Annotated in this window: 22 protein-coding genes and 3 tRNA genes; 2 read left to right on the top strand and 23 right to left on the bottom strand. The window is 52.2% G+C overall.

The window, feature by feature from the left end; all coding sequences use genetic code 11:
* Positions 1-14 precede the first annotated feature (14 nt).
* The 5 genes from VK694_03845 to VK694_03865 all read right to left on the bottom strand — a co-directional run bounded on the left by VK694_03845 (position 15) and on the right by VK694_03865 (position 4,121).
* Complete coding sequence (locus VK694_03845) at positions 15-521, bottom strand: hypothetical protein (GenBank protein HTE57856.1); 507 nt, start codon at positions 519-521, stop codon at positions 15-17.
* A gap of 46 nt (positions 522-567) precedes the next feature.
* The gene (locus VK694_03850) at positions 568-2,004 is read right to left on the bottom strand and encodes a Mur ligase family protein (protein ID HTE57857.1); all 1,437 of its coding nucleotides are present in this window, start codon (positions 2,002-2,004) and stop codon (positions 568-570) included.
* Positions 2,001-2,753, bottom strand: a complete 753-nt coding sequence (locus tag VK694_03855; GenBank protein ID HTE57858.1) for an alpha/beta hydrolase — start codon at positions 2,751-2,753, stop codon at positions 2,001-2,003. The genes VK694_03850 and VK694_03855 overlap by 4 nt, the downstream gene beginning before the upstream one ends.
* A gap of 29 nt (positions 2,754-2,782) precedes the next feature.
* On the bottom strand, positions 2,783-3,694 hold the full coding sequence (locus VK694_03860) for a hypothetical protein (protein HTE57859.1): 912 nt from the start codon (positions 3,692-3,694) through the stop codon (positions 2,783-2,785).
* Positions 3,695-3,872: 178 nt separating this feature from the next.
* Positions 3,873-4,121, bottom strand: a complete 249-nt coding sequence (locus tag VK694_03865; protein HTE57860.1) for a hypothetical protein — start codon at positions 4,119-4,121, stop codon at positions 3,873-3,875.
* Positions 4,122-4,225: 104 nt separating this feature from the next.
* Here VK694_03865 and VK694_03870 point away from each other — a divergent pair.
* Both VK694_03870 and VK694_03875 read left to right on the top strand, forming a co-directional pair.
* Positions 4,226-4,302, top strand: a tRNA-Ala gene (locus VK694_03870).
* 119 nt (positions 4,303-4,421) lie between these two features.
* The gene (locus VK694_03875) at positions 4,422-4,808 is read left to right on the top strand and encodes a hypothetical protein (protein ID HTE57861.1); all 387 of its coding nucleotides are present in this window, start codon (positions 4,422-4,424) and stop codon (positions 4,806-4,808) included.
* Between the two features lie 198 nt (positions 4,809-5,006).
* On the opposite strand, the gene VK694_03880 is transcribed toward VK694_03875, so the two are convergent.
* The 18 genes from VK694_03880 to VK694_03965 form a co-directional block, all read right to left on the bottom strand.
* A complete protein-coding gene (locus VK694_03880; protein HTE57862.1) occupies positions 5,007-6,605 on the bottom strand; it encodes a hypothetical protein in 1,599 nt (532 codons plus the stop codon).
* Positions 6,606-6,637: 32 nt separating this feature from the next.
* Positions 6,638-7,156 (bottom strand): hypothetical protein, encoded by a 519-nt coding sequence (locus tag VK694_03885; GenBank protein ID HTE57863.1) that lies wholly within the window; start codon positions 7,154-7,156, stop codon positions 6,638-6,640.
* A gap of 1 nt (position 7,157) precedes the next feature.
* A complete protein-coding gene (locus tag VK694_03890; GenBank protein HTE57864.1) occupies positions 7,158-7,862 on the bottom strand; it encodes a hypothetical protein in 705 nt (234 codons plus the stop codon).
* 41 nt (positions 7,863-7,903) lie between these two features.
* On the bottom strand, positions 7,904-9,949 hold the full coding sequence (gene ligA / locus VK694_03895; GenBank protein HTE57865.1) for an NAD-dependent DNA ligase LigA: 2,046 nt from the start codon (positions 9,947-9,949) through the stop codon (positions 7,904-7,906).
* The gene (locus VK694_03900; protein HTE57866.1) at positions 9,942-10,904 is read right to left on the bottom strand and encodes a hypothetical protein; all 963 of its coding nucleotides are present in this window, start codon (positions 10,902-10,904) and stop codon (positions 9,942-9,944) included. The genes ligA and VK694_03900 overlap by 8 nt, the downstream gene beginning before the upstream one ends.
* A 9-nt stretch (positions 10,905-10,913) precedes the next feature.
* Complete coding sequence (locus tag VK694_03905; GenBank protein HTE57867.1) at positions 10,914-11,792, bottom strand: M48 family metalloprotease; 879 nt, start codon at positions 11,790-11,792, stop codon at positions 10,914-10,916.
* 36 nt (positions 11,793-11,828) lie between these two features.
* On the bottom strand, positions 11,829-12,386 hold the full coding sequence (locus VK694_03910; protein ID HTE57868.1) for a LemA family protein: 558 nt from the start codon (positions 12,384-12,386) through the stop codon (positions 11,829-11,831).
* An 82-nt stretch (positions 12,387-12,468) separates the two neighbouring features.
* Positions 12,469-13,191, bottom strand: a complete 723-nt coding sequence (locus VK694_03915; protein ID HTE57869.1) for an alpha/beta hydrolase — start codon at positions 13,189-13,191, stop codon at positions 12,469-12,471.
* A 5-nt stretch (positions 13,192-13,196) separates the two neighbouring features.
* Positions 13,197-13,877: a hypothetical protein gene (locus VK694_03920; protein ID HTE57870.1), complete on the bottom strand. Its 681-nt coding sequence runs from the start codon at positions 13,875-13,877 to the stop codon at positions 13,197-13,199.
* A 69-nt stretch (positions 13,878-13,946) separates the two neighbouring features.
* Positions 13,947-14,090 carry a hypothetical protein gene (locus VK694_03925; GenBank protein HTE57871.1) on the bottom strand — a complete coding sequence of 48 codons (144 nt, stop codon included), beginning with the start codon at positions 14,088-14,090 and terminating at the stop codon, positions 13,947-13,949.
* 15 nt (positions 14,091-14,105) lie between these two features.
* Positions 14,106-15,272: a hypothetical protein gene (locus VK694_03930; GenBank protein HTE57872.1), complete on the bottom strand. Its 1,167-nt coding sequence runs from the start codon at positions 15,270-15,272 to the stop codon at positions 14,106-14,108.
* A gap of 136 nt (positions 15,273-15,408) precedes the next feature.
* Positions 15,409-15,717 carry a hypothetical protein gene (locus VK694_03935; GenBank protein ID HTE57873.1) on the bottom strand — a complete coding sequence of 103 codons (309 nt, stop codon included), beginning with the start codon at positions 15,715-15,717 and terminating at the stop codon, positions 15,409-15,411.
* A 42-nt stretch (positions 15,718-15,759) separates the two neighbouring features.
* The gene (locus tag VK694_03940) at positions 15,760-18,636 is read right to left on the bottom strand and encodes a hypothetical protein (GenBank protein ID HTE57874.1); all 2,877 of its coding nucleotides are present in this window, start codon (positions 18,634-18,636) and stop codon (positions 15,760-15,762) included.
* Between the two features lie 101 nt (positions 18,637-18,737).
* Positions 18,738-18,965, bottom strand: coding sequence for a hypothetical protein (locus VK694_03945; GenBank protein ID HTE57875.1), 228 nt, complete (start codon positions 18,963-18,965; stop codon positions 18,738-18,740).
* Between the two features lie 72 nt (positions 18,966-19,037).
* Positions 19,038-19,640, bottom strand: coding sequence for a hypothetical protein (locus tag VK694_03950; protein ID HTE57876.1), 603 nt, complete (start codon positions 19,638-19,640; stop codon positions 19,038-19,040).
* Positions 19,641-19,678: 38 nt separating this feature from the next.
* Positions 19,679-19,764, bottom strand: a tRNA-Leu gene (locus VK694_03955).
* Between the two features lie 13 nt (positions 19,765-19,777).
* On the bottom strand, positions 19,778-20,167 hold the full coding sequence (locus tag VK694_03960; protein HTE57877.1) for a hypothetical protein: 390 nt from the start codon (positions 20,165-20,167) through the stop codon (positions 19,778-19,780).
* A 20-nt stretch (positions 20,168-20,187) separates the two neighbouring features.
* Positions 20,188-20,261 (bottom strand) — tRNA-Cys (locus VK694_03965).
* Positions 20,262-20,320 lie beyond the last annotated feature (59 nt).

The following is a 20,320-nucleotide window of genomic DNA, read 5'->3' on the forward strand; positions in this document are numbered from 1 at the left end:
ATTAATATGTGCAATTAAGCGTGCTTTGGGCGATAAGGAATGCCCGTTTCCTTTGACACACGCTGTGCGAAATCATCTAGATCTGCAAAATGCTCGCGCTCGTGCTGAGTGAACTCATCAAAGTCTTTTCTAAGTTCGTTCAGCATCCTGTAGAGCTCTTTGATGTCGTTCTCGATCGCCTCTTGGCGACCCTCAAGCCGTGCCAGGCGCTGGTTTGTTTCACGCTGGCCACCTTCAAGGTGCTTCTGACCAACTTCAAGCCGTGCCTGGCCTGCCTCAAGGTGCTTTTGACTTTTTTCGAGTCGAGCCTGACTCTCCTCAAGGTGCTTTTGACTCTCCTCCAGTCGTGTTTGTCCAACTTCGAGTCGGTCAAGGCGCTGGTTAGCCTCCTGCTGGTTCGCCTCAAGCTTATCCATGCGTCCACCAAGTTCATTAAAGCCAGTGCCAACCGCAAGAGCAAGCTCCTCGATTGATCCAGCCAAATCAGCTATGGTGGTGTCTTTTTTCTCGGCTTGAGTCATAAAGTCATTATATCATTGGCATCCGACGAGCTTAACGTAATAACCGCTATGCGTAATTATCAGTCCAGTCGTTCTGCAACACCCAGAGGTCTCCGGCGGCCACCAAGTGTTCCATTCCCGTGTAGAAACGCAGAGGATTGTCCTCTATATGTAGTTCGTTGCTAAAGCCGGCGTCTTTCAGGCCAGCTTCTATGGCTGGACGGGCTGAGTTTTCCATCAGAACCACGCGATCAGGATTGGCCCCCGCTATGAGCTGCCCCATGTGGTGATGCACACGAACGGTTTCTATGCCCTGATCGACCAAACCTGGTGTCACATACACCTTGCGCTTGGCGGGCAAGTCTTTGAGCAAGGCTAGGCCAGCCTTGATGCCGTCGATATTGCCGTTGTAGGTATCGTCGATAATCCAGGCGCCGCCAAGCGGGCGTGGCTGCATGCGGTGTTCGAATGGCACAGTCTTGGCCACGCCCTCTTCTATGTCCTTTTTGCTCAGCCCCAGGCCATCGGCTATTGCCGATACAGCTGCCAATGGCCCCACCTGGTGTCGCCCCAGCAATCCACTATGCAAGGATAGCTTTTTGCTGCCTTTGGCCATGGTAAACCGGACGCCGTCGAAGCCTACCTTTACGCCGCTGATCTTCCAACTGCCCACATGGTGAGCATCGTAGGTAATATGACTATCGGCGATATAAGGTTGAGCCGCCTCTGACTCGGCATTTACATAAACCTGCCTGTTGTCTAGGTAGTCCGCCAGACTAAAGATGTCCCGAGCGGCAGCCTCCAGCGTGGGGTACTGGTCCAGGTGGGCAGGCGCGATACCCGTAATAACGCCAATGGTGGGCCGAGTAGTCTGCGAAAAACGAGCCACGTCACCGGGCGCGCCCTCGCCATATTCGATAACCAGTACGTCTTCGCCGCCAGCGAGCTTTTTGGCAAACAAAGCGTGCGAGCTGGCCACATTTTTGTTGGCCGGTGTGATAGCCACCTTCCTGCCCTCGGCTAGGACCGTGCCCAGCAGTTCTTTCATGGTGGTTTTGCCGTAACTGCCGGCCACCGCAATTGTGGTGGCCGAATGCTTGGCAAAAATATCACGCGACTCGGCAATCAGCTTCTTTTCTTTGGGCCTGGTAATAAACACCCGCCCCAGCCACAACGGCACCACTATCAGATGCGCCCACACCAACGGCGACAACCATACCAAACAAACGCCACTAATCCCGACCGAATAATGCGCACCCCTAGCCCACAGGCCAATACAGAACAGGCCCAGCAGAATTTGCAGACCCATGCCGGCCACCAGTGCTAGTAACAGCATTTTCGCCGCCTTGGTCTTTTGCAGATCGCGCCGTTTCATAACTACGCCAAAACTGGGTGTTCGCCAGTACCATTTCAGGTAAGGTTCTATTTGGTATTCGGTACTCTGCAACATGTAGATCACCGTCTTTGGGTATCGTGGAGAAAATGAACTGATGGTTTTTCTCATTTTAGGAATCCTTTGACCAGCTCATAAACCTCATCCAGTCGGTCGTGGTGCACAAAATGTCCGGCACCTGGCAACACTTGTAATTTGCTGCCAGCAATGGCCACGTGGAATAGCTCGCCGTAAGTCACTGGCGTCGCGGTGTCTTCTGATCCATATATTAAAAGTGTGGGCAGTTTTAATGTGGCGGCCTCTGTCTGAACGTCATCGGTTACTATTTTCTTGAAGGTTTCTTGCAGGTGCTCGGCAACAAACAGGTCTGAACCGATGGCTTTATAGGCCTTCTTTTTCAGCCTGGTCTGGACCGACTTAGGCAGTGGCGCAGTAGCTAGCTTGGCAGTCTTGGCTGCCAGCCGGAGCATTTTCTTCCGGCCCCTGTACACATCCCGTATGCCAGCTGATGCCAGTAACACCAGGATGTCCGCTTTTAGTTCGCCAGTGGCAAGCCCTTTTATGGCAATGGTTCCGCCGTTGGAGTGGCCCACAATACCCTGTAGTTTGGGGGCATCAATTTTTTTTAGAAACTGTGACACAAAATGAACGTAGTCACCCACTCCCCACGTTTCTTGTGGTGGCTGCGTGCCGCCAAAGCCTGGCAGATCTACCACTATAGTTGTGTGTGTTGTCTGAAGCTTTTTGGCTAGCTGGGCAAAAGTAGCCTGACTGTCACCCCAGCCATGCAACAGCAGCACTGCCGGACCCTTGCCAGCTTGCTCGTAAGTAGTGAGCAGATTGTCTACGACAACATTCATTACTGGCATTATAACCCTAAACGCTTATGCTACTGGATAGATTGCAGCTTGGCCTGTAGCTCTTCAGTTGGAATAGTGTTTTCCGGAATAGTTACACCACGATTAATGCCAAAGCTACCATATTTTTCAATCCGGCTGCCCATTTGGTATTGGATCTCGACAAATCGCTGGCTCCAGACGTCTACCTTGATCTTGAAGACAATAGGTTCGCCGTCTTTGTACTGCGAAGGGTCGATACTCTCTAAGTGGGTAAGGTTCATATCAGAAGCAAATTGCTTCAGCATAGTCACATAGGCCTCGGGCTTTACACTGACATCATAGGTATAGAATGGCCGACCACCTTCTATAGCGTGCACTACTTTTTGTTGATCTATTTCGTAGACGTTTTTGTCGCGGATGAGCTTGAGCAGCCCCTGGCGCTTTTGGACATTCAGATTGGCAACCGGCACAACGCCCAGCGTTGATTCGTTATAAAGGTCACCGGCGGTCATACCCTGAGCAGGCTCGGATTTGCCCCAGATATTGAGCAAGCTGGAAAAATCCAATGATTGTCCCCCGGCATTTTTCTGAGTGGTATCTATCTGCGCATAACGCACATAGTCAGCCGTAGGCGTACCGACAGACTCGGTTTTGATAGTAGCGTTGACCTCGCCGGTCTGGTCGATAGTACTGGTACTGCGGGCGACATGTTGCGCACCTTGGCTAAGGTAGGCGTCCTGATGTAACTTTTGCGGACCACTTTCTTGGGTCACCTGGCGGCTTATGCCGGTCGTGCGCAAGCTGTTGTCTATTGCAGAGTAAAAAGTTCGTTCAGGATTGCTACGGACTACATGCCACCAAGCCCAGCCACTAATGCCGAATATTACCACCGCTGCTACTGTAAAGATTGAAGCCCATCGACCTTGGTCGGACGAGCCGGGGAGTTTGTTGAGTGATTTCATTTCCCCATTGTATCAATATAAGAGAAGAGGGACCAAGTATTACAGGATTTGTAAAAATTGGTCCCTTGTCCAGGGGGAATCGCGGACACCTTATAGGTGCCGGATGCTTCGTTGCTGGACACTCCAACAACTACTTATCCCTAGACGCCCGTCACGTTGCTTGCCCCTGGTAAGGGTCTTATGTCTCGAACATGAGCACCTTCTTGGCGCGCTGCCGGGCACTCAAGCCAGGCCACCGCTGCTTAGAGTCGCGGAACACGATGTACGAGAAGGCAAAGGCCAGAACCAGTGGAGTCCCGAGCAGCGACACCCACTGAGCGGCTTCAAGCCCCCAGATGATGTAGCTCCACAGGATGGCACCAATGACCCCAATCATAGGAATCACAAAGACCGCCCAGAACTTTCTCTCGCCTGGTGTTTCGAACATGGCCGTCCTTTTAATGTGTCCCGCCGTGGCAGGGTCTATCCATTCGGAGAGACACCTTTATTATACCGAGTGATACTGGTATAATAAGCAACTGAAATTTCTATGGGGCATTGGCGCAGTTGGCTAGCGCGCCTCGATGGCATCGAGGAGGTCATCGGTTCGAATCCGATATGCTCCACCAAGTACGAATACGTATCCTGGCATCAAGAGCTAAGCCCGTCCGATTGGACGGGCTTTCATTTGCCGTGAACCTGAGGTCTTGATCTAAGCTATACTAGAACGGTATAAAGGAGCATCTACATGGCAGACAAGCTAGATTTTTCAGGCACTTGGAAAAGCACATTTGAGTACGTAAATAAGCTAGAGCCAGAAGGCGGCAAGAGCGAGTACGACATCAAGATCCACCAAATGGGCAACCAGCTGGTCTTAGAAAGCATAGCTACTCCTGCTGGCAACTACTTTGTAGCCCGCCTGAGCCTAGACGACCACCTAAATCTACTAACAGGCAACTGGCAAGAAGACGCCTCGCCAGGCGGCGCCTACAAAGGCCAAGCCTACTACGGCGTAGGCATGCTCAAGATAGACCCAGACGGTACAACCCTTCGTGGCAAGATTGTCGAATACAACAACGACGTAGAGATCATCAGCGGCGACTGGGAAGTGACGCGCACAGACAAAACTGCCTAAAATATCGACTGTAAACGCCATATAAAAGAACCGACCAAAAGCCGGTTCTTTTATTCGTGCGCGCCCACCCTGCGGCGGATACTACGCCCATCTTTTTATTTTTGCACAGTTCTTGCAGCTGGTGTGGAGCAAGAAATTGTGAAGATGTTTGTTTTTCTTCGCCGCATAATGCGCACGATTACTATTAGCATAACCTATTTACTCAATACCGTCCACAAACCTGTAGAGTTCGAGTTGGAAATTGGCGTCGGTCAAGTAGAGTGCTGATGGCGAGGTTGCCTTGATGGTATTTGGATAATCAATGGTTACCATAACGACATTGCCCTTCTGCTGAAGGTAAAAAGTCGTAGGTACACTCACGGCTTCTTGGTGGTTCTTGAACGAGTCGTAATACAGCGCCTTACCCTTGGGCGTCTTCACGGCTATGCACCGAAGTAGCTTGGGCTCGGGCCGACGCGAGGCTTCTTTGCGCTCTGCCTGGCCCAACCTGCCTACTTGACGCAGTCCCGAGAAGTCACATTTTTCGTCTTTGTATTTATAAGGATCCAACACCGGGTCGTCCCTCAGCACTGTTACCTCGAAAAAATTCTGAGGGGCAAAAGTGATATCAGTGACCGGGGGTTGAGCCTGTACCTTCTTGATCCGCGCTTGGGTGGTGAGCGTCAGGTAACCAGGATACTGCTCGAACCGGTAGCCGCATTCATACCAGGTAGCAGCTACTTCTGTTTTGGAGCAAGGTATGTCTTTTGAATCCTCTTGGACCCCCGGCGGTAGGTAGCGCGGATAGACTGCCCAGTCTATATCTGAGACCTTTCGGTATACAAAGTCCGGTGTTGGCGGATCGTATAACTGGACGAGAATGTTCAGGCCCAGCACGGCAACCGCCAAAATACCGACAAGTGCGACTTTGTAGCGAAATACATTGGTGACATAGGTAAACAGCACAAACACGAACGCACCGACCAGGAACATGCCACCCAGTACCGCTGCCGGGTTACTATACAGCCGCTCCCAGCGGGTGAGTTCGTATCCTTTTAGATACTTGAGTTCGGTCCCCGGCAATTTAGAAAGCAGTATAAAGCCAGCATACAAGGTAGTCATAGACAGAGTTGCAATCGTCATCGCAGCCTCTAACCCACGATGCTTCAAACTGTTATAGGCGATAATAATAGCGCAACAATAAACCAGTGCAGGCAATCCGTTCTGAAAAATCATGGCAGTGTAGAGCGCCACTATAAAACTCATAGACGTCAGAACTGCAATAAAGGCCATCAACAGAAGCTGCGTGGCCGCTCCCAATAGGGCAACCTGAGCCCACGGAATTTTGTACTGCTCGATCTTCACAATGCCGGCCTGTGGATGGTTGGGCGAGATTGGCAAAACATCATCGGACCTTGCCCTTCTCCCTACGTCTATGCGTGCCTTCAGGATGAGCAAGAACAGCCCACCCAGCGCCACAATACTGGGCACGCTAAACCGAACCTCACCGGCAAAAGGCGCAAACACCGAGTAAGAAGCCAATATGGCCAAGACTTCTATCATGATCAAGGCGAGCCATAGTGACAACAGCAGCGAAACAGTCTTGAAACGGTTTGATACCAAACACATCACGCCCACGCCACCGAACCCTATAGATATCACCAGAAATGGCAGAAAGACAGAAAGACTGTTGGAGACGCTATAAGTGTCTCTTATTACAGATACGTCCGAAGCAGCCAACCCCAAGCACGCTACGCTGCCAAAAATGGTTACAACGCCCAAAATCCTGAGAGACAACGGACGCTTTGCAGTGTGCATTTTGTTCTCCAAACTAACCCCAATCCCCTGCCCTAGGCAAGTATCTGTTTTTCTATATGTACTAGTTCATCTGCACAGACCCTGAAGACGGTTTCGCTGCGTAGCTTTGCCTCTGTACCCTCAAACCATACCGATAGCCACTTACAGTGCAAGCCATTTTTCTCCTCGGTCCACTTCATATCTTCTTTCTCTGCGACAGCTTTGGCCGAGCTGTTTGGTGGGATAATGAAATCTACATGATCCAGCCCCACGGCATCGGACGAGCCAGGACGACGCTGCATGAGCTTGATAAGCGTTACACCGCCGGGGAGTGAGGCATCCCTCAGATGCAAGCTAGCCAGCCAGCGTTCGTTTATCCATCCCAGATGGATTTGGTCTGATTGGTCCTTTAGCTCGGCAAATAGTTTGTCGAATTCGGCCAGGTCGGTTGTTTTCCATGCAACCGAAGTTGGCCGGAGCGAGGCAAAAAACTCTTTGTTAGAGCGATCGGCTATAAATGTGGCCCATTTGGTTTGATAGTCTTCGAGTGCGGCAGTTAACTCTTCTAGCATATTATTTTCCCTCCTTAGGCTTTGGCGTTACCTGGGGCAGGACGCCAAATGTCAGTATAAACGCGAACACTACCGCAAAGCCACACATGATACTGGGTATGCCCATCAGTGATTCTGGTCTGAGGATATTAACAGTGGCGGTCGGCAGCAAGAACACAAGATAGCCGGCCACCAGCAACATCAGCGCATTTCCCTGCTTCTTTTTGGCCTTGCGCAGGAACCGAGTCGCCAACACGATGCCCCCGAGCAACCACCCATAGTAGTACACGCAGTAAAGTTCCATCAGACTGCCGCGCAAGTCAAAGATGACATAATTTCCGCCGCAAGCATGACCCACAAAGGCCCAGTCGCCTGCGCCAAACAGTACCGCCCAGGCCAGCCCCGTGGCGTAGGCAATGTATACCAAGCGGCGCCCCGGCCGCTCGGCAATCAGATGCACCAAGTGCAACCCCAAGGGTGGCAAAGCCGTAATAGCCACAAACCCAACGCGTGACCACAGGGCAGCAGAGGTGCCGGTGCCTCCACAGACGTAGTACTCGGCCAGCTGAAAAGTAGCCAAGAACACCAATGCACTGCTGATCAGCCTGACAATTGGCGACATTTTGTACCGCCACAACACATATGCCAACAAGGCACTCTCTATCAGAAAGGTGGCCACCATAACAGGCGGCGAAAAACAGTACAGCACTGTCTGCTTTTGCTTCATATTATTTAGAGCATAAGCTATTTAGCCGTGATTTCAAAACCTTAAGAGGACAGCATTTTTAGTAGTGCGGCTTCGTCTATTTGTTTGGTGCCATATTTTTCGGCCTTGGTCAGCTTGCTGGCACCCACGTTGGCGCCCACTACCAAGTAGTCGGTATCTTTGCCCAGCGATGACTGAAAGGTTCCGCCAAGGGCTCTGATTTTCTCGGCCGCCAGGTCACGCCCCATAGTCTCGAGCGAGCCAGTTACTACAAACCGCTTGCCCTTCAGGGCACCGTGGACCGTCTTGGCGTCTCGTGGCCAAGCACCCACCTGCCTAAATTTTGCCAGTAGTTTTTGATTCTCTTCTTCGTCAAACCATACCACCACAGACTCTGCGACAATGTCGCCAACGCCATCTACCGCCCGAAGCTCTTCTAACGTGGTGGTCCCCAGAGAATCGAGCCGCTTAAAATGCTGAGCCAGATCAATAGCTGTCTGTTGTCCCACGTGCCGAATACCCAGGCCAAAGATAAAGCGGGCCAGTTCTGGATTTTTCTTTTCCTCTATGGCTTTTAGCAAGTTTGTTGCAGAAACTTCGGCAAATCTATCCATTCCCAACACTTGTTCTTTGGTGAGCGTAAAGATGTCAGCCAGGTCCTTGACCAGTCCGGCGTCTACCAAAGCTATGACGTTTTTTTCGCCCAAGGTATCGATATCTAGTGCGCCCTTACTGGCAAAATGGCGCAGCCCGCGCTTGAGCAACAGTGGGCCAGTTGCGCCTTTGACGCGGTACACAGCCTCGCCCTCTGGACGCACAAACTCCATATCCGGAAACTCGCGGGCCAGCTCGCCTTCCATATGAAAGGGCTTGGTATTTTTAGGCCGCAGCTCAGTCAGGACTTTTTGGACCTGTGGAATGATATCCCCGGCCTTAAAGATAATAACGGTGTCGCCCACCCGAATATCTTTGCGGGCAATCTCGTCGGCGTTATGTAGCGAAGCATGCTGCACGGTGGTACCGGCCACAACCACCGGGTCAAATACGGCCACGGGCGTAGCTGCGCCGGTGCGGCCGATACTGATCAGAATGTCTTTGACAATGGTGGTCGCTTCTTCGGCCGGATACTTGTAGGCTACCGCGCCGCGGGGTGCTTTACCCACCGATCCCAGCTCTGCAAATAGCTTGCGATCGTTCAACTTCACCACCAGGCCATCGGTGTGGAACGGCAGCTTGTGGCGCTTTTCTTCCCAGTCTTCGGCAAATTCCATGAGGCCATCCACGCTACGTATGATTGTTGCCTGAACGTTAGCTGGCAGTCCAATAGCCCGGAGGGCCTCGTACGCGTAGGAGTTGGTAGGGACGTCACTGGTATTCTGACGCAAGATGTCATAAGCACGGAACTGCAACGGACGGTCGGCCACCAGCCGGGGGTCAAGTTGGCGAATAGTACCTGCAGCCAGATTGCGCGGGTTCATAAAAGTTGGCTGGCCTGCAGCTTCGCGCTTTTTGTTCAGCGCTTCAAAGTCTTTTTTGAACATGATGATCTCGCCACGAATCTCGGTCCGGCCCACCAGCAAATGATCATATTTCTTGCTGGGCCGCAAGTGCATAGGAAGACTCTCTATGGTTGTCACGTTAGCCGTTACGTCTTCGCCCACAAACCCGTCACCCCGAGTTATGGCCTGGGTCAAAACCCCGTCTTCGTACACCAGTGCACAGGCCAATCCGTCCATCTTAAGGTCGGCAAAAAATTCTGGGTTCCTTCCGGGGGCCAGTTTTTCGGTACGCTTTTCCCACGCTTCTAGTTCGGTACGGTTAAAGACGTCATTTAGACTCATCATTCGGCTGCTGTGCTGCACCTTGGTAAACCCAGGCAATGGTTGTCCGGCTACTCGCTGGGTGGGGCTGTCCGGCGTTATCAACTGAGGATAAGCAGTCTCTAGCTCTGTCAGTTCGTGCTTCAAGCTGTCGGCTGCGGCCTCGCTCATGGTGGACTCATCCAGCACGTGGTAGTGGTAGCGATAGTCATTTATGAGCACTCGCAGCTTGGCTACACGGTCTTTTGCCTGAGCAAGTGTCAGCTTCTGCTTCTGGGTGCTACTCATAGAGTTCCCTGTATAGGGTATACAGGTAGGCGTGAGCGATTGTGAATCCAAACATAGTAAGTATCAGGAAAAGCAGTGGCGCTAATGGTGTCAGATACAATGCAATCGGAACCATCAGCAGTGCCCCAACTATAAAATACAAAAACGGCAACAGCAGGAGCTTGCGAATAACGCTAAACCGGCGATACTTCACCAACTGGCGAGCCGTACGCAAAGCGCCAAAGGGCCTGGTGTCCGGAAGTGTCACCACATACAACGCGAATACCGAAGAACTCAGCAGGTACAGGCTAACATACAGCAAGCCACACAACATCACTAGCGCACCAATGCCCAACACCGGATTGCCCAGAACGCCCGCCGCTCCAAGGGCAGAAAACAAAAATACACCAACCAGGGCCGGCAAAAGCTGCAAGCCAGTGGCCAGCAGTACCAGCACAAATGGTACCAGCGGATACATGCCTTTATAAAAACTATCACGCAAAGACGCTCGCTTGCCGGCCATAGCCTGACGCAGCGCCCAAATGGTTGCTAGACTGACCACTACTAGCACAACCGACTGATAAGCCGAGCCACCTTCGCCCGAGTTACCAGTGCCGATCAGCGAAGTAGCAATAGTCACACCCTTATCCAGTTGGCCAGCTTCGACAACCTCTAGTTGTTCTTTGGTATCGCCCAGGTTACCCCCCGCCGCCAAACTTCCCACTAATACTATAGATAGGACTAAGTAGACCAGGATAATACTGCCGAACAGTCGCCAGTTGGTAGCCAGGGTGCGCAGCGCTTTCTTGAGAACCTTGAACCCATTGGGCAGCGCTGCAGTCTGGGCGCGCTGATTCTTCTTGACGCGCCATCTAGCCTTCTTGGATGGCTTGAGCTGGCGCGGCTTGTCGGACTGTGTCGCTACAGTGGCTTTTGATGGCTTTGGCTTGGTGGTTGTTTTCTTTTTTGTGGCCATGATTTTCTCTTACTTAGCTTCACTCATATGTCGCAACTTTGCAACGCGATCTTGCAACGGAGGGTGGGTGCTGAATAGGTTAGATAGGCCCTTACCCTTTAGCGGGTTGGCAAAAAAGAAGTGGGCCGTAGAAGCATTTTGCTTTTTGAGGGCGCTACCATGGGCTTCTATCTTTTCGAGTGCACTGGCCAGCCCCTCGGGATACCGAGTAGTTAGCGCCCCGGTGGCATCGGCCAGGTATTCCCGGCGCCTAGATATTGCCAGCTGGATAAAGACAGCTATAAGCGGTGCAATGATAGCGGCAGCGATGCCCAGTACAAAGAAGAGTGTATTGCCCCCACCCTCATCATCATTGTCCCGAAACCACACCATTCGAAGCATAAAGTCAGCAATGATGCTGACAATGGCCACCAGGGCGAAAGCAATCATGGACACCCGAATATCATAGTTTTTAATATGCCCTAATTCGTGCGCCATCACCCCTTCTAATTCGGTATCGGTCATAACGTCTAGGATGCCCGTAGTTGCAGCCACAGCTGCATGGTTAGGGTTGCGACCGGTCGCCATAGCATTGGGGGCCGGATCGTCTATGAGGTATACCTTTGGCATAGGCAAGCCATTGGTAATAGCCAGGTTCTCGACAATACGCCACAGCCGGGGGTTGTCTTTTTTGGCTATCTCTCGGGCACCGTTAAAGGCTAGTGCCACGCTAGAGCCCACAAAATAGCTAAACAACGCATACACCCCAGCCCCCGCCAGCACATAGGGCGTGAGGGCCTGCCGGCCCATATACAGCCCAAACAGCCAGCCCAAAACGCTTACCAGAAGTATGAACAGTACCATCAATAGTACTGTTCGTCGCTTGTTAGCCGCTATTTCTTTGTACACTAGAACTTACCCTGACCAATCAGCCTGAGATTTTGCTTAAAATTCAACCTTAGTCGGCTTGCTAATACTTGCCATTTCGCTTTCTTCTACCTCGAAGAATGCGCGTGCCTTAAAACCAAGCATGCCCGCAAAGATGTTAGTAGGGAAAGTTTTGACTTTGATATTAAGATCACGAGCCGATCCGTTATAGAACCGGCGAGCAGCCTGGATCTTGTCCTCGGTATCTACTAATTCTTCTTGGAGGTGCTTGAAGTTTTCGTTAGCCTTTAGGTCTGGGTAGTTTTCGGCAACCGCAAACAAACTCTTCAGCGTTTGCTCAAAGGCGTTTTCAGCCTTGGCAGTTTCTTCTACACCCTTAGCACCCATTGCTTGGGTACGGGCTTTGGTGACTTCTTCGAATACACCCTTTTCGTGTTTGGCGTAGCCTTTGACAGCACTAACCAAATTGGGAATAAGGTCATACCGGCGTTTAAGCTGCACGGTAATGTCGCTCCAAGCCTCGTCAACTCGGACGTTGGCCCGAACAAGGCCGTTGTACATTGCAATCAAAGCGATAACAACTACCGCAATTACTGCCAGAATTATCCACATCATAGGTAGGTTTTCCCCTTATATTTATCAGTAGTAGTGTAGCACTTTTGGCCCCAGGGTACCACTGTAGAGAGCGCCCGTTTGTTTATATATATTGTGCGATCCAGGTAGTCATATCGTCTATGTCTATGCCGGTGATGGTGTGATTGACCGCGCCGAGGTTGGTCATGGTTGCACCAGTAGCAGTCCCAAAGGCCGTTACAACACTAGGCACGCAAACAATGTCGTTAGACGAATACCATATACGAATGGGCACCGCTGCAAAAGTGGCAGTATTTACAGCTGGATTAAAATTGGCGGGCGGGGTACCGCCGTAGGCTGCAGTCACACTGGGACCCAAACCGGACCGGTTGTTATCGATAATGTCCTGAATATCTACAGCGGGAACATGGAGAACAATAGCAGCTACCTTGGAAATGTTAGCCCGTGCCCAATTCAGAACCGTCGTGGCACCCATGGACTGACCCAGCAATATAACCTGATCGGTACGCGCACCCATTTGGCTGTGAAAATATGTCATGGTGGCGTCCATAGCAGTCATGGCCGTGCTATTGCCCCAAGATATAACGCCTCCTGCATCGGTAGCGATAGCGGGCATGCGGTTAGTAGACGCCGCGTTGGGCGCAATCAAGCCAGAGATAGGATCTGTAAAGAAATAATCTGCCGTACCACCCGCACCATGTATCAACGCCATGCCAATTTTGGCGTCTGCATCTAGTGGGTCTAGCCGGTGCCACCACATCACATGACGCTCACCTGAAATATACTGGTCCACGCCGCGTGTCCGACACACCTGTTGGACAGCCATATTACTTACGCCTCTACGGCTTTAAAGAAGCTAGGCGCAATAGACGTTGCCACAATATTGCCGCTGCCGGACGTAACGTTGGCCACCAAGCGATAAGTATCAGGGGTATGAGGAGGTATACGTACTTCTATATAAATCTCTTCCTGCCGAATTGCCGTAGGGATAGTAACCGCGCACGCCTGAATAACTTGCAGCACAATCGTACCAGCACTGGGCATTATTCCGACCACGACCCCAGCGCCTGCCGTGTCGTTGGTCACGTGCACTATGGCCGAAAGATATACCGGACGAACAGTATCTGGCACCGTAACCGACAAGTTGGTGATGTTAGTTACGGCAAAGCCTGGTCCAGCGCCCGTTGTAACAATTCCCAGTTGGTTAGTCGTAATCGCCGCATAGGCCAGCTCGCGACCAGACGAGTGAACGGCAGCGTCAGCAACGTGAGCGTCAAATGCCGTGGTGTTCGTTTTGGCAGTCAATCCCGGCACCGTTGGACTTGCAGACGTGCCGCCGAGGTCACCGGTTAATTGGACGACACCCTTAGCAGTCGGTGAAGCGTCGGTGGCGGCACTGGCCACTGCTGCAGTTTTTAGGCTGCCATCGGTATTGTGAGCGGCTGCCAAGAAGTCGTTTAGGACGGCGCCCCACGTGTTCTCGTCGCCACCCGGGACTGGAAGTCGTGCCACTGTTTTATTTTCCTCGCTTACTACTTATGCTTTAGTGTAGCGAATATACCCCGACCTTGTCTAGAAAAGTTACAGGCCCAACTCTGCCTTGCGCGCTTCCATCTGCGAGATAACTTCTACGCGCCCTTCCTCGGATAGTTTAGCCAGAGTCTCTGGCAGTTGTTGCATTTGTAGTATAAATTCGACTATTTCGGCCACCTGTTTTGGTGTCATGTAAACCTCCTAGACTTACCCATAGGTAATTACTATTACCGTTCCCATTCCGCCCACGCCACCATTACCCCCAACTCCCGCGCCAGTTCCAGCGCCGCCGCCTGCACCGCCGCCACCGTTGGCACCACCTGCGCCACCAGCACCACCACTGCTACCCGATGTCGTGTGTGAACCGCCACCACCGCCGCCAGAGCCACCATTAGTTCCTACGCCAGCTACACCAGTGGCACCTACGCCGCCCTGAGAAGTCGAACTAGCTCCGCCAGCCCCCGCGGGTGAAACTCCGCCCGCACCCACAAAAGCGTTAGGGCTGTTAGCCGCATCGATAGAGCGACCAGGCGCGCCGCCGCCCACATGGCCCGCACCACCAGTAGCTGCAAAGGCACCTGTGATTGCTGCTGTGCCGCTTCCTACAATCAACGAAGTAGCACCCGGGTTACCACCAAGTCCGGCACCAAAAGCAGTACCGCCAAAACCGCCACCGCCGCCACTTGCTATAACGTACGATCCAAACGAAGAGCTACTGCCAACATTAGTACCCGTAGTAGTTGGGTCGGTACCACCTGCTCCACCTGCTCCGACGGTAACCGCTACCGTTCCCGTCAGGGCATTGGCGTCGAACTGCCCAACCACCACACCACCTGCAGCACCGCCGCCTCCACCCAACCGCACTACGCCAGAGGCAGCCGTTGCGCCCTTGCCGCCACCGCCGCCACCGCCGATTACAAACACCTCTATTACCTTGGCACCTGCCGGCTTGGTCCAGGTAGTACTGGCAACGTAGGCGTCGTAGGCCAAGACACCTTTTTGATTGAGGGCAGTTTGAGTTGCCGTAGAGATCGGCTTGCCAGCGTCAGATGTATTGTCCACATTTGCCAATCCCACCGCTGACTTATCCAGCGCCTGAAAGCTTTTGTCACCACGCCAGTAGTGCGCGGTCGTACCAGCCGTGATGGTGTTTTCTTTTCCGGCCAGGCCAGGCACCGTGGGACTGCCTGCAGTTCCGCCCAAGTCACCAACCAGCTGCACAATACCTTTCTTGGTTGTACTTGCGTCGGATACAGCGTCTTCAACAGCCGTCGGTTTAATAGAACCGTCAGTATTGAAAGACTGAGACAAAAAGTCATTCAGCACATCCCCCCATGAACCATCATCACTACCCGGAACCGGAAGCCGAGCCATATCTACCCCCCAAACTATACCCCGTTTTTCTTATGCTTATTCTACGTCCGCAACCACCCGGGTGTCTAGCTTAATAACAATTAAATAATTTCAATTCGCTAAATATGACATAGATATGCAAAAGAAATGGGTATAACTATCTCTTTTTAGAGGTTGTACCCTCGAGCAGGTCGCAGGTGCGACCATAGACCAAGGGGTTATAGACTTTGCCAACGCGCTCTTTTATCAATGAGGCTTCTTCCAGGGTCAGGTCCACTTCGTTAGCGCCGTAGAGCCTGGTGCTGAGTGCATATATCTGTGCCATGACGTCTGGCGCAGGTCGGTCTTTGTCTTCAAAAGCATTTAGAGCCGTCACAAATACCCGGCGATATGTCACAGGTTCGGTACCTTCTACCAATTTTCGGTCTTCGTAATCTGTCAGTTGGTCAGTAACTTTGATACGCATATTTGTTCCTCCAAATATATTTAGGATTATACAGCAAGTAGTTTAGATAACAGCCCGAGCAACTTCACGCCAGCCTTGCGTGCCGCCTATTTCGCTCAGCACCAGGGTCAGGCTATCCCCCGCCGTGGCCACAAAGTCTACTGCACCCGCCAACAGAATAGTAATGTTGGTCGTTGCCGTGGCCTGGGCATGCTTGACAGTAGGGGTAGCAGTAAACAACAAGGTAACCGTTGACCCATTTTGCCACCCGATATTAGACAGCAGATTAACCTGAGTGGTGCCGGTAATCTCAAAAACGTTACCGTCCGTACCTAGTACCAGGTTGTTGACCGACGCCACGTCTGCCCCCTGGTTGCCAAGTATTCTGCCGTCAAACCGGGCCGTGCCAGCATCTACCCATAGCGCAAACGGGCCATTGGTGACCGAAACGTTAGCACCGGCCACGGGCGCCCCGGCGATATACACGCTGGCTAAGTTGGTAATAGTGCGAACATTGGTGGTAGAAGTCATGGTGGCTACACCAACAGAAATACCATGCTTGTTAACAAGCGTAGCAGTCTGGTTGCCCACGCTAATGCTGACCGTCGGAATAAGGAGGCCTATGCTGTCGGTAGAAGCTCCCAAGCCGTTTGCAAGTGCAGGATGAGCAATCCTTGCCCCGACATTTGTAGTGAGCGCGCCGGTAAGCGAGGCAACATCCAAGCCGTACTGGTTGGTGAAGGTGCCGGCAAATGGGTTTATGACGTCAGTAACCGAATAGGCTGTAAATGACGTCAGTATGGACAGTGGATTAAAGATAGTAATCCCCGCCTGTACGCCATAAGCATTGGCTATAGTGGATGCACCCGAGTGAACGGTTTGAGTCTTTAGGCCATACAGATTCGTGACGTTTCCGGAAGTTCCGTACCCGGGTGAACTAGATATATTAATAAAGTCCGTCAGTCCCCCGGTGCCAGTTGCACTGGTTTCTAGGGCGAAACCCACTACGCTGGCAATGGTCTTAGCCAATGCGGCGATTGGCTTGATCCAGAGCGGCCTAAAGATGGTGCTGGCGTTCACTCCCCCTACATTCGTAAAGGAAACGGTACCATCTATCTGAGTAAGGGCGAACTCACCCGCACTTGTTGCAACTGATTCGGTATAGTCGATACCAAACCAGCGAGCAGTATGTGTGGTGGCACGCAGAACAAACTTGTCAGCGGCAACGACCGACACCGACCCCTTGGTGCCGTTAGTCGTAGAGGCCAGTGTCAGATTCTCTGAGCTGGCAGTTCCTCCGATAAGCGCCTGGCCACCGGCCCGGCCCGCAAGCAAAGCATACTGAGTGTGGTCATCATCGGTCAGACCAGTGAGCGCCAGGCCGTGGTCCAGCGTTCCGCCACCGGCAGCGTTTTGGTGATTATGCGTGGCACTGACAAAACTAGCAATAACAGGCGTGGTGAGCGTCGGGCTTGAATACGTACCACCGGTAATGGTCTTGCCTGTGAAAGTCACTGCCGTAGGAATACCCAGGGTCGGGTTGCCCGCAACGCCATTACCGTCGGTAATAGTAATCTCATTGGCCACGCCCATGATAGTTCGGCCAGTAAAAGTATCGGCAGCAGTCTGGGTTACTAAGCCATTGGTGTTATAGGCGGCCAAGGCCGTCAGGGTGGCATCGGTAGCCTGCGCGCCAATAGTGGCACGGGCGTCGCTGGCATTTACATCATCAATCAGTGACCGTCCAAAGGCAGTCAGGACAATTTCTTCGATATCTCCAGCTCCCGGGGTAGAACGCCCCAGCAGCCGATCGGTCGCCGAAACATTCTGGATCTTGGCGTAGGTTACGGCGTCGTTGGCAATAGTGGCCACGGCCGATCCAGCCGTTGCAGTTACGTCCCCTCCGGCGAGAGCCGAACGCTGGATGCCGCCAGAACCCGTGAATTCCAGGCCGCCAGAGACGGTTAGTTCCTCGACATCACCCGACGATGCAGTGTCACGCCCCAGCAACCGGTCTGTAGCAGATACATCTTGGATCTTAGCGTATGTCACGGAGCCATCTTTGACGTCTGCCGTTATGATTGGGGTTGCATCATCGTAAATAAAATCAATGGTGGCGGTATCGGTCAGGATAAAGCCCACAGCGTCTTGGGCATCCTCGTTGACATACTGCGTTACAGTAGAAGAAAGCGCACCACCTGTTAGCTGTAGCCCCGTACCGATCGTAATCTCTTCGACGTCGCCACTACCTCCTGCACTGCGCCCCAACAGCCGACTCGTTGCAATATTTTGGATTTTGGCAAAAGTCACGGCGTCGTTGGCAATAGTGGCCACAGCCGAACCAGCCGTTGCTGTTACGTCTCCGCCAGTCAGGGCCGAACGTTGAATGCCACCCGAGCCAGTGAATTCTAGCCCACCAGAAACCGTCAGTTCCTCGGTATTGCCGGAACCTGCGGTGTCACGCCCCAGCAACCGGTCTGTTGCAGATATATCCTGCATTTTTGCATAAGTGATGGAATTGTCATTTACATCGGCGGTGAACGACGGCGAGCTGTCTATGTAGGTCAAGTTCACGGTAACAGTATTGGCCGCCATTGCCCCTACTGCATCTTGGGCCATCTCGTCCGTATAGCCACCGGCAGAGGTCTGTGGCTCCCACTGGCTGCCCGCAGAGTTGTATAAAAGGACCTGGTTGTTGGTGGGCGAAGTCGGAGATACGGCGTGGCCTTGCAGCCCGGTAACTGTTGGCACACTTGCAGTACCACCCAGATCACCCGTGAGCTGCACTATTCCTAGGGCAGACGGCGAGGCATGGGGCGCGGCACTTCCAACAGCAGACGTCTTAAGCGAGCCGTCAGGATTCATCGACTGCTGCAGGAAATCGTTGAGTATATCCCCCCAGGCACCATCATCACTACCCGGATTTGGAAGTCGTGCCACTACTTGTGTCCTATATTTATCCTATTACGTTTACGGTTTATTTTAGTCCTCTCCTATGGTTATGTCCAGATACATATAGGCTGCCAGAAGCCGTCAAAACCTTAGTTTGCGTTTACAGCAGTGGCGGCATGCGCCTGACCTTTCGGGTACCAATGCGTTACGGTTGCTTCTGGCGAAAGCGGCTCTACCTGAACTGGCGCTAGTTGATCATCAGCCTCACACTCGACCACACGAAGACCCAAGATCGAACCGAGTTCGGCCTGGTCTGCTTCTCCAAATTCTGGCTGTGGGGCGGGTTGTAAATCTGGTGATAAGTCTGCTAAGGACATCTTTTCTCCTAGTGTGCACAATGTGCTTATTTTTAATACCACACAAGTATTTATAGGTAATCGAAGTGCCTGTCAATTAAAAAAATCTTGCGGAAGGATGTCAATACAGAGGTGTACCGAGTCACGAACTGTTGTAGTAGAATGAACCACTCCCTCAGGAATAAACAAGCCATCGCCAGGTTCCAAGGCCGCTCCAGCCTCAAACTCTGGGAAACCAAATCTCTTGCTCCCCTTTAGCTGCACAGCCAGAACGGGATTGCCATCGGGGTGAGGCGGAAAAACAGCATCACCGGTCTCGGATATGTAGACACCCGCAGACACCTCATGGGGACTGTACAACTCACCAAGCGCCACCCGCAGGCCATTAACCGCCGCGGACAGCCCTTCCACAGCACCAATGGTATAGCCGCCGTAGGTGCCCTGCCCCCTGACATCCGTCAGTTCACCTAAGTTTTTAGGGAATATGACCTTGTTTCCTGTCTGCGCAAAATTGCTATTGTACATAGACAGCGTCTGCAGACTCAACGCCCTGAGGACCAACGCCTCTTCGTCTTCACAAAAAGCCAGACATTCGCTCACTGTATCAGGGCCAATAAGCTCCTTGAAATGAGTTGGATTCTCGGCATGTAAAGCGTTTCTTAGCTCAGAACCAATCACAATAAATTCTACCCCCATAAAAAACAGCCCGAAAAACGAGCCTTTAAATAATGTTCTGGTGCGCGGGGCGGGAATCGAACCCGCAAGCCTTGTGAGCACGACATTTTAAGTGTCGCGTGTATACCAATTCCACCACCCGCGCTTATCCTGCCGTATTATAACAAAGCTGCTAGCTCTTGAGGTGTTTTAATCACTTTATCAATCAAGGCGTCACGGCATGGATCGCCCGTCTTGCCCGACAAAGCAAACACCGGCTTAGCCAGAGCAGTCGCATAGGCCATTTCCATGGTCACGCTTGTGCCTACATAATCGTCTTTATTATAGACAAAGCACACCTCGCTTTTCCTGATCCAGTCAAAATGCTCCAGGGTCAAACCCTTAAATAATTTCGAGGTAGCGTAATCAGACCCCACCTTTTCGTGCTCAAAGATTGGCTGCTGGATACTAGGCTCGAAAACCAGTACGCCCAAGTCCTCTAACTTTTTGCAAAAATCTGCAATTTCTTTTTTATAACGCTTAGATCCACAAACAACGACAGATTTCATAAACAGTACCCCTCATAAAATGGAGGTGCGTACGGGTAACGCTCCCGTCTACTGGGTTTTGCAGACCCATGCCTAACTTCTCGGCCAACGCACCATATTCCGGGAGTATTCTACCAAAAATCGCCTTGGCCTCCTATTGGCCTTGTTCAAAAC

This window comes from Verrucomicrobiia bacterium, from assembly GCA_035489575.1.
GTDB lineage: Bacteria > Patescibacteriota > Saccharimonadia > Saccharimonadales > JAGQNK01 > DATHJY01.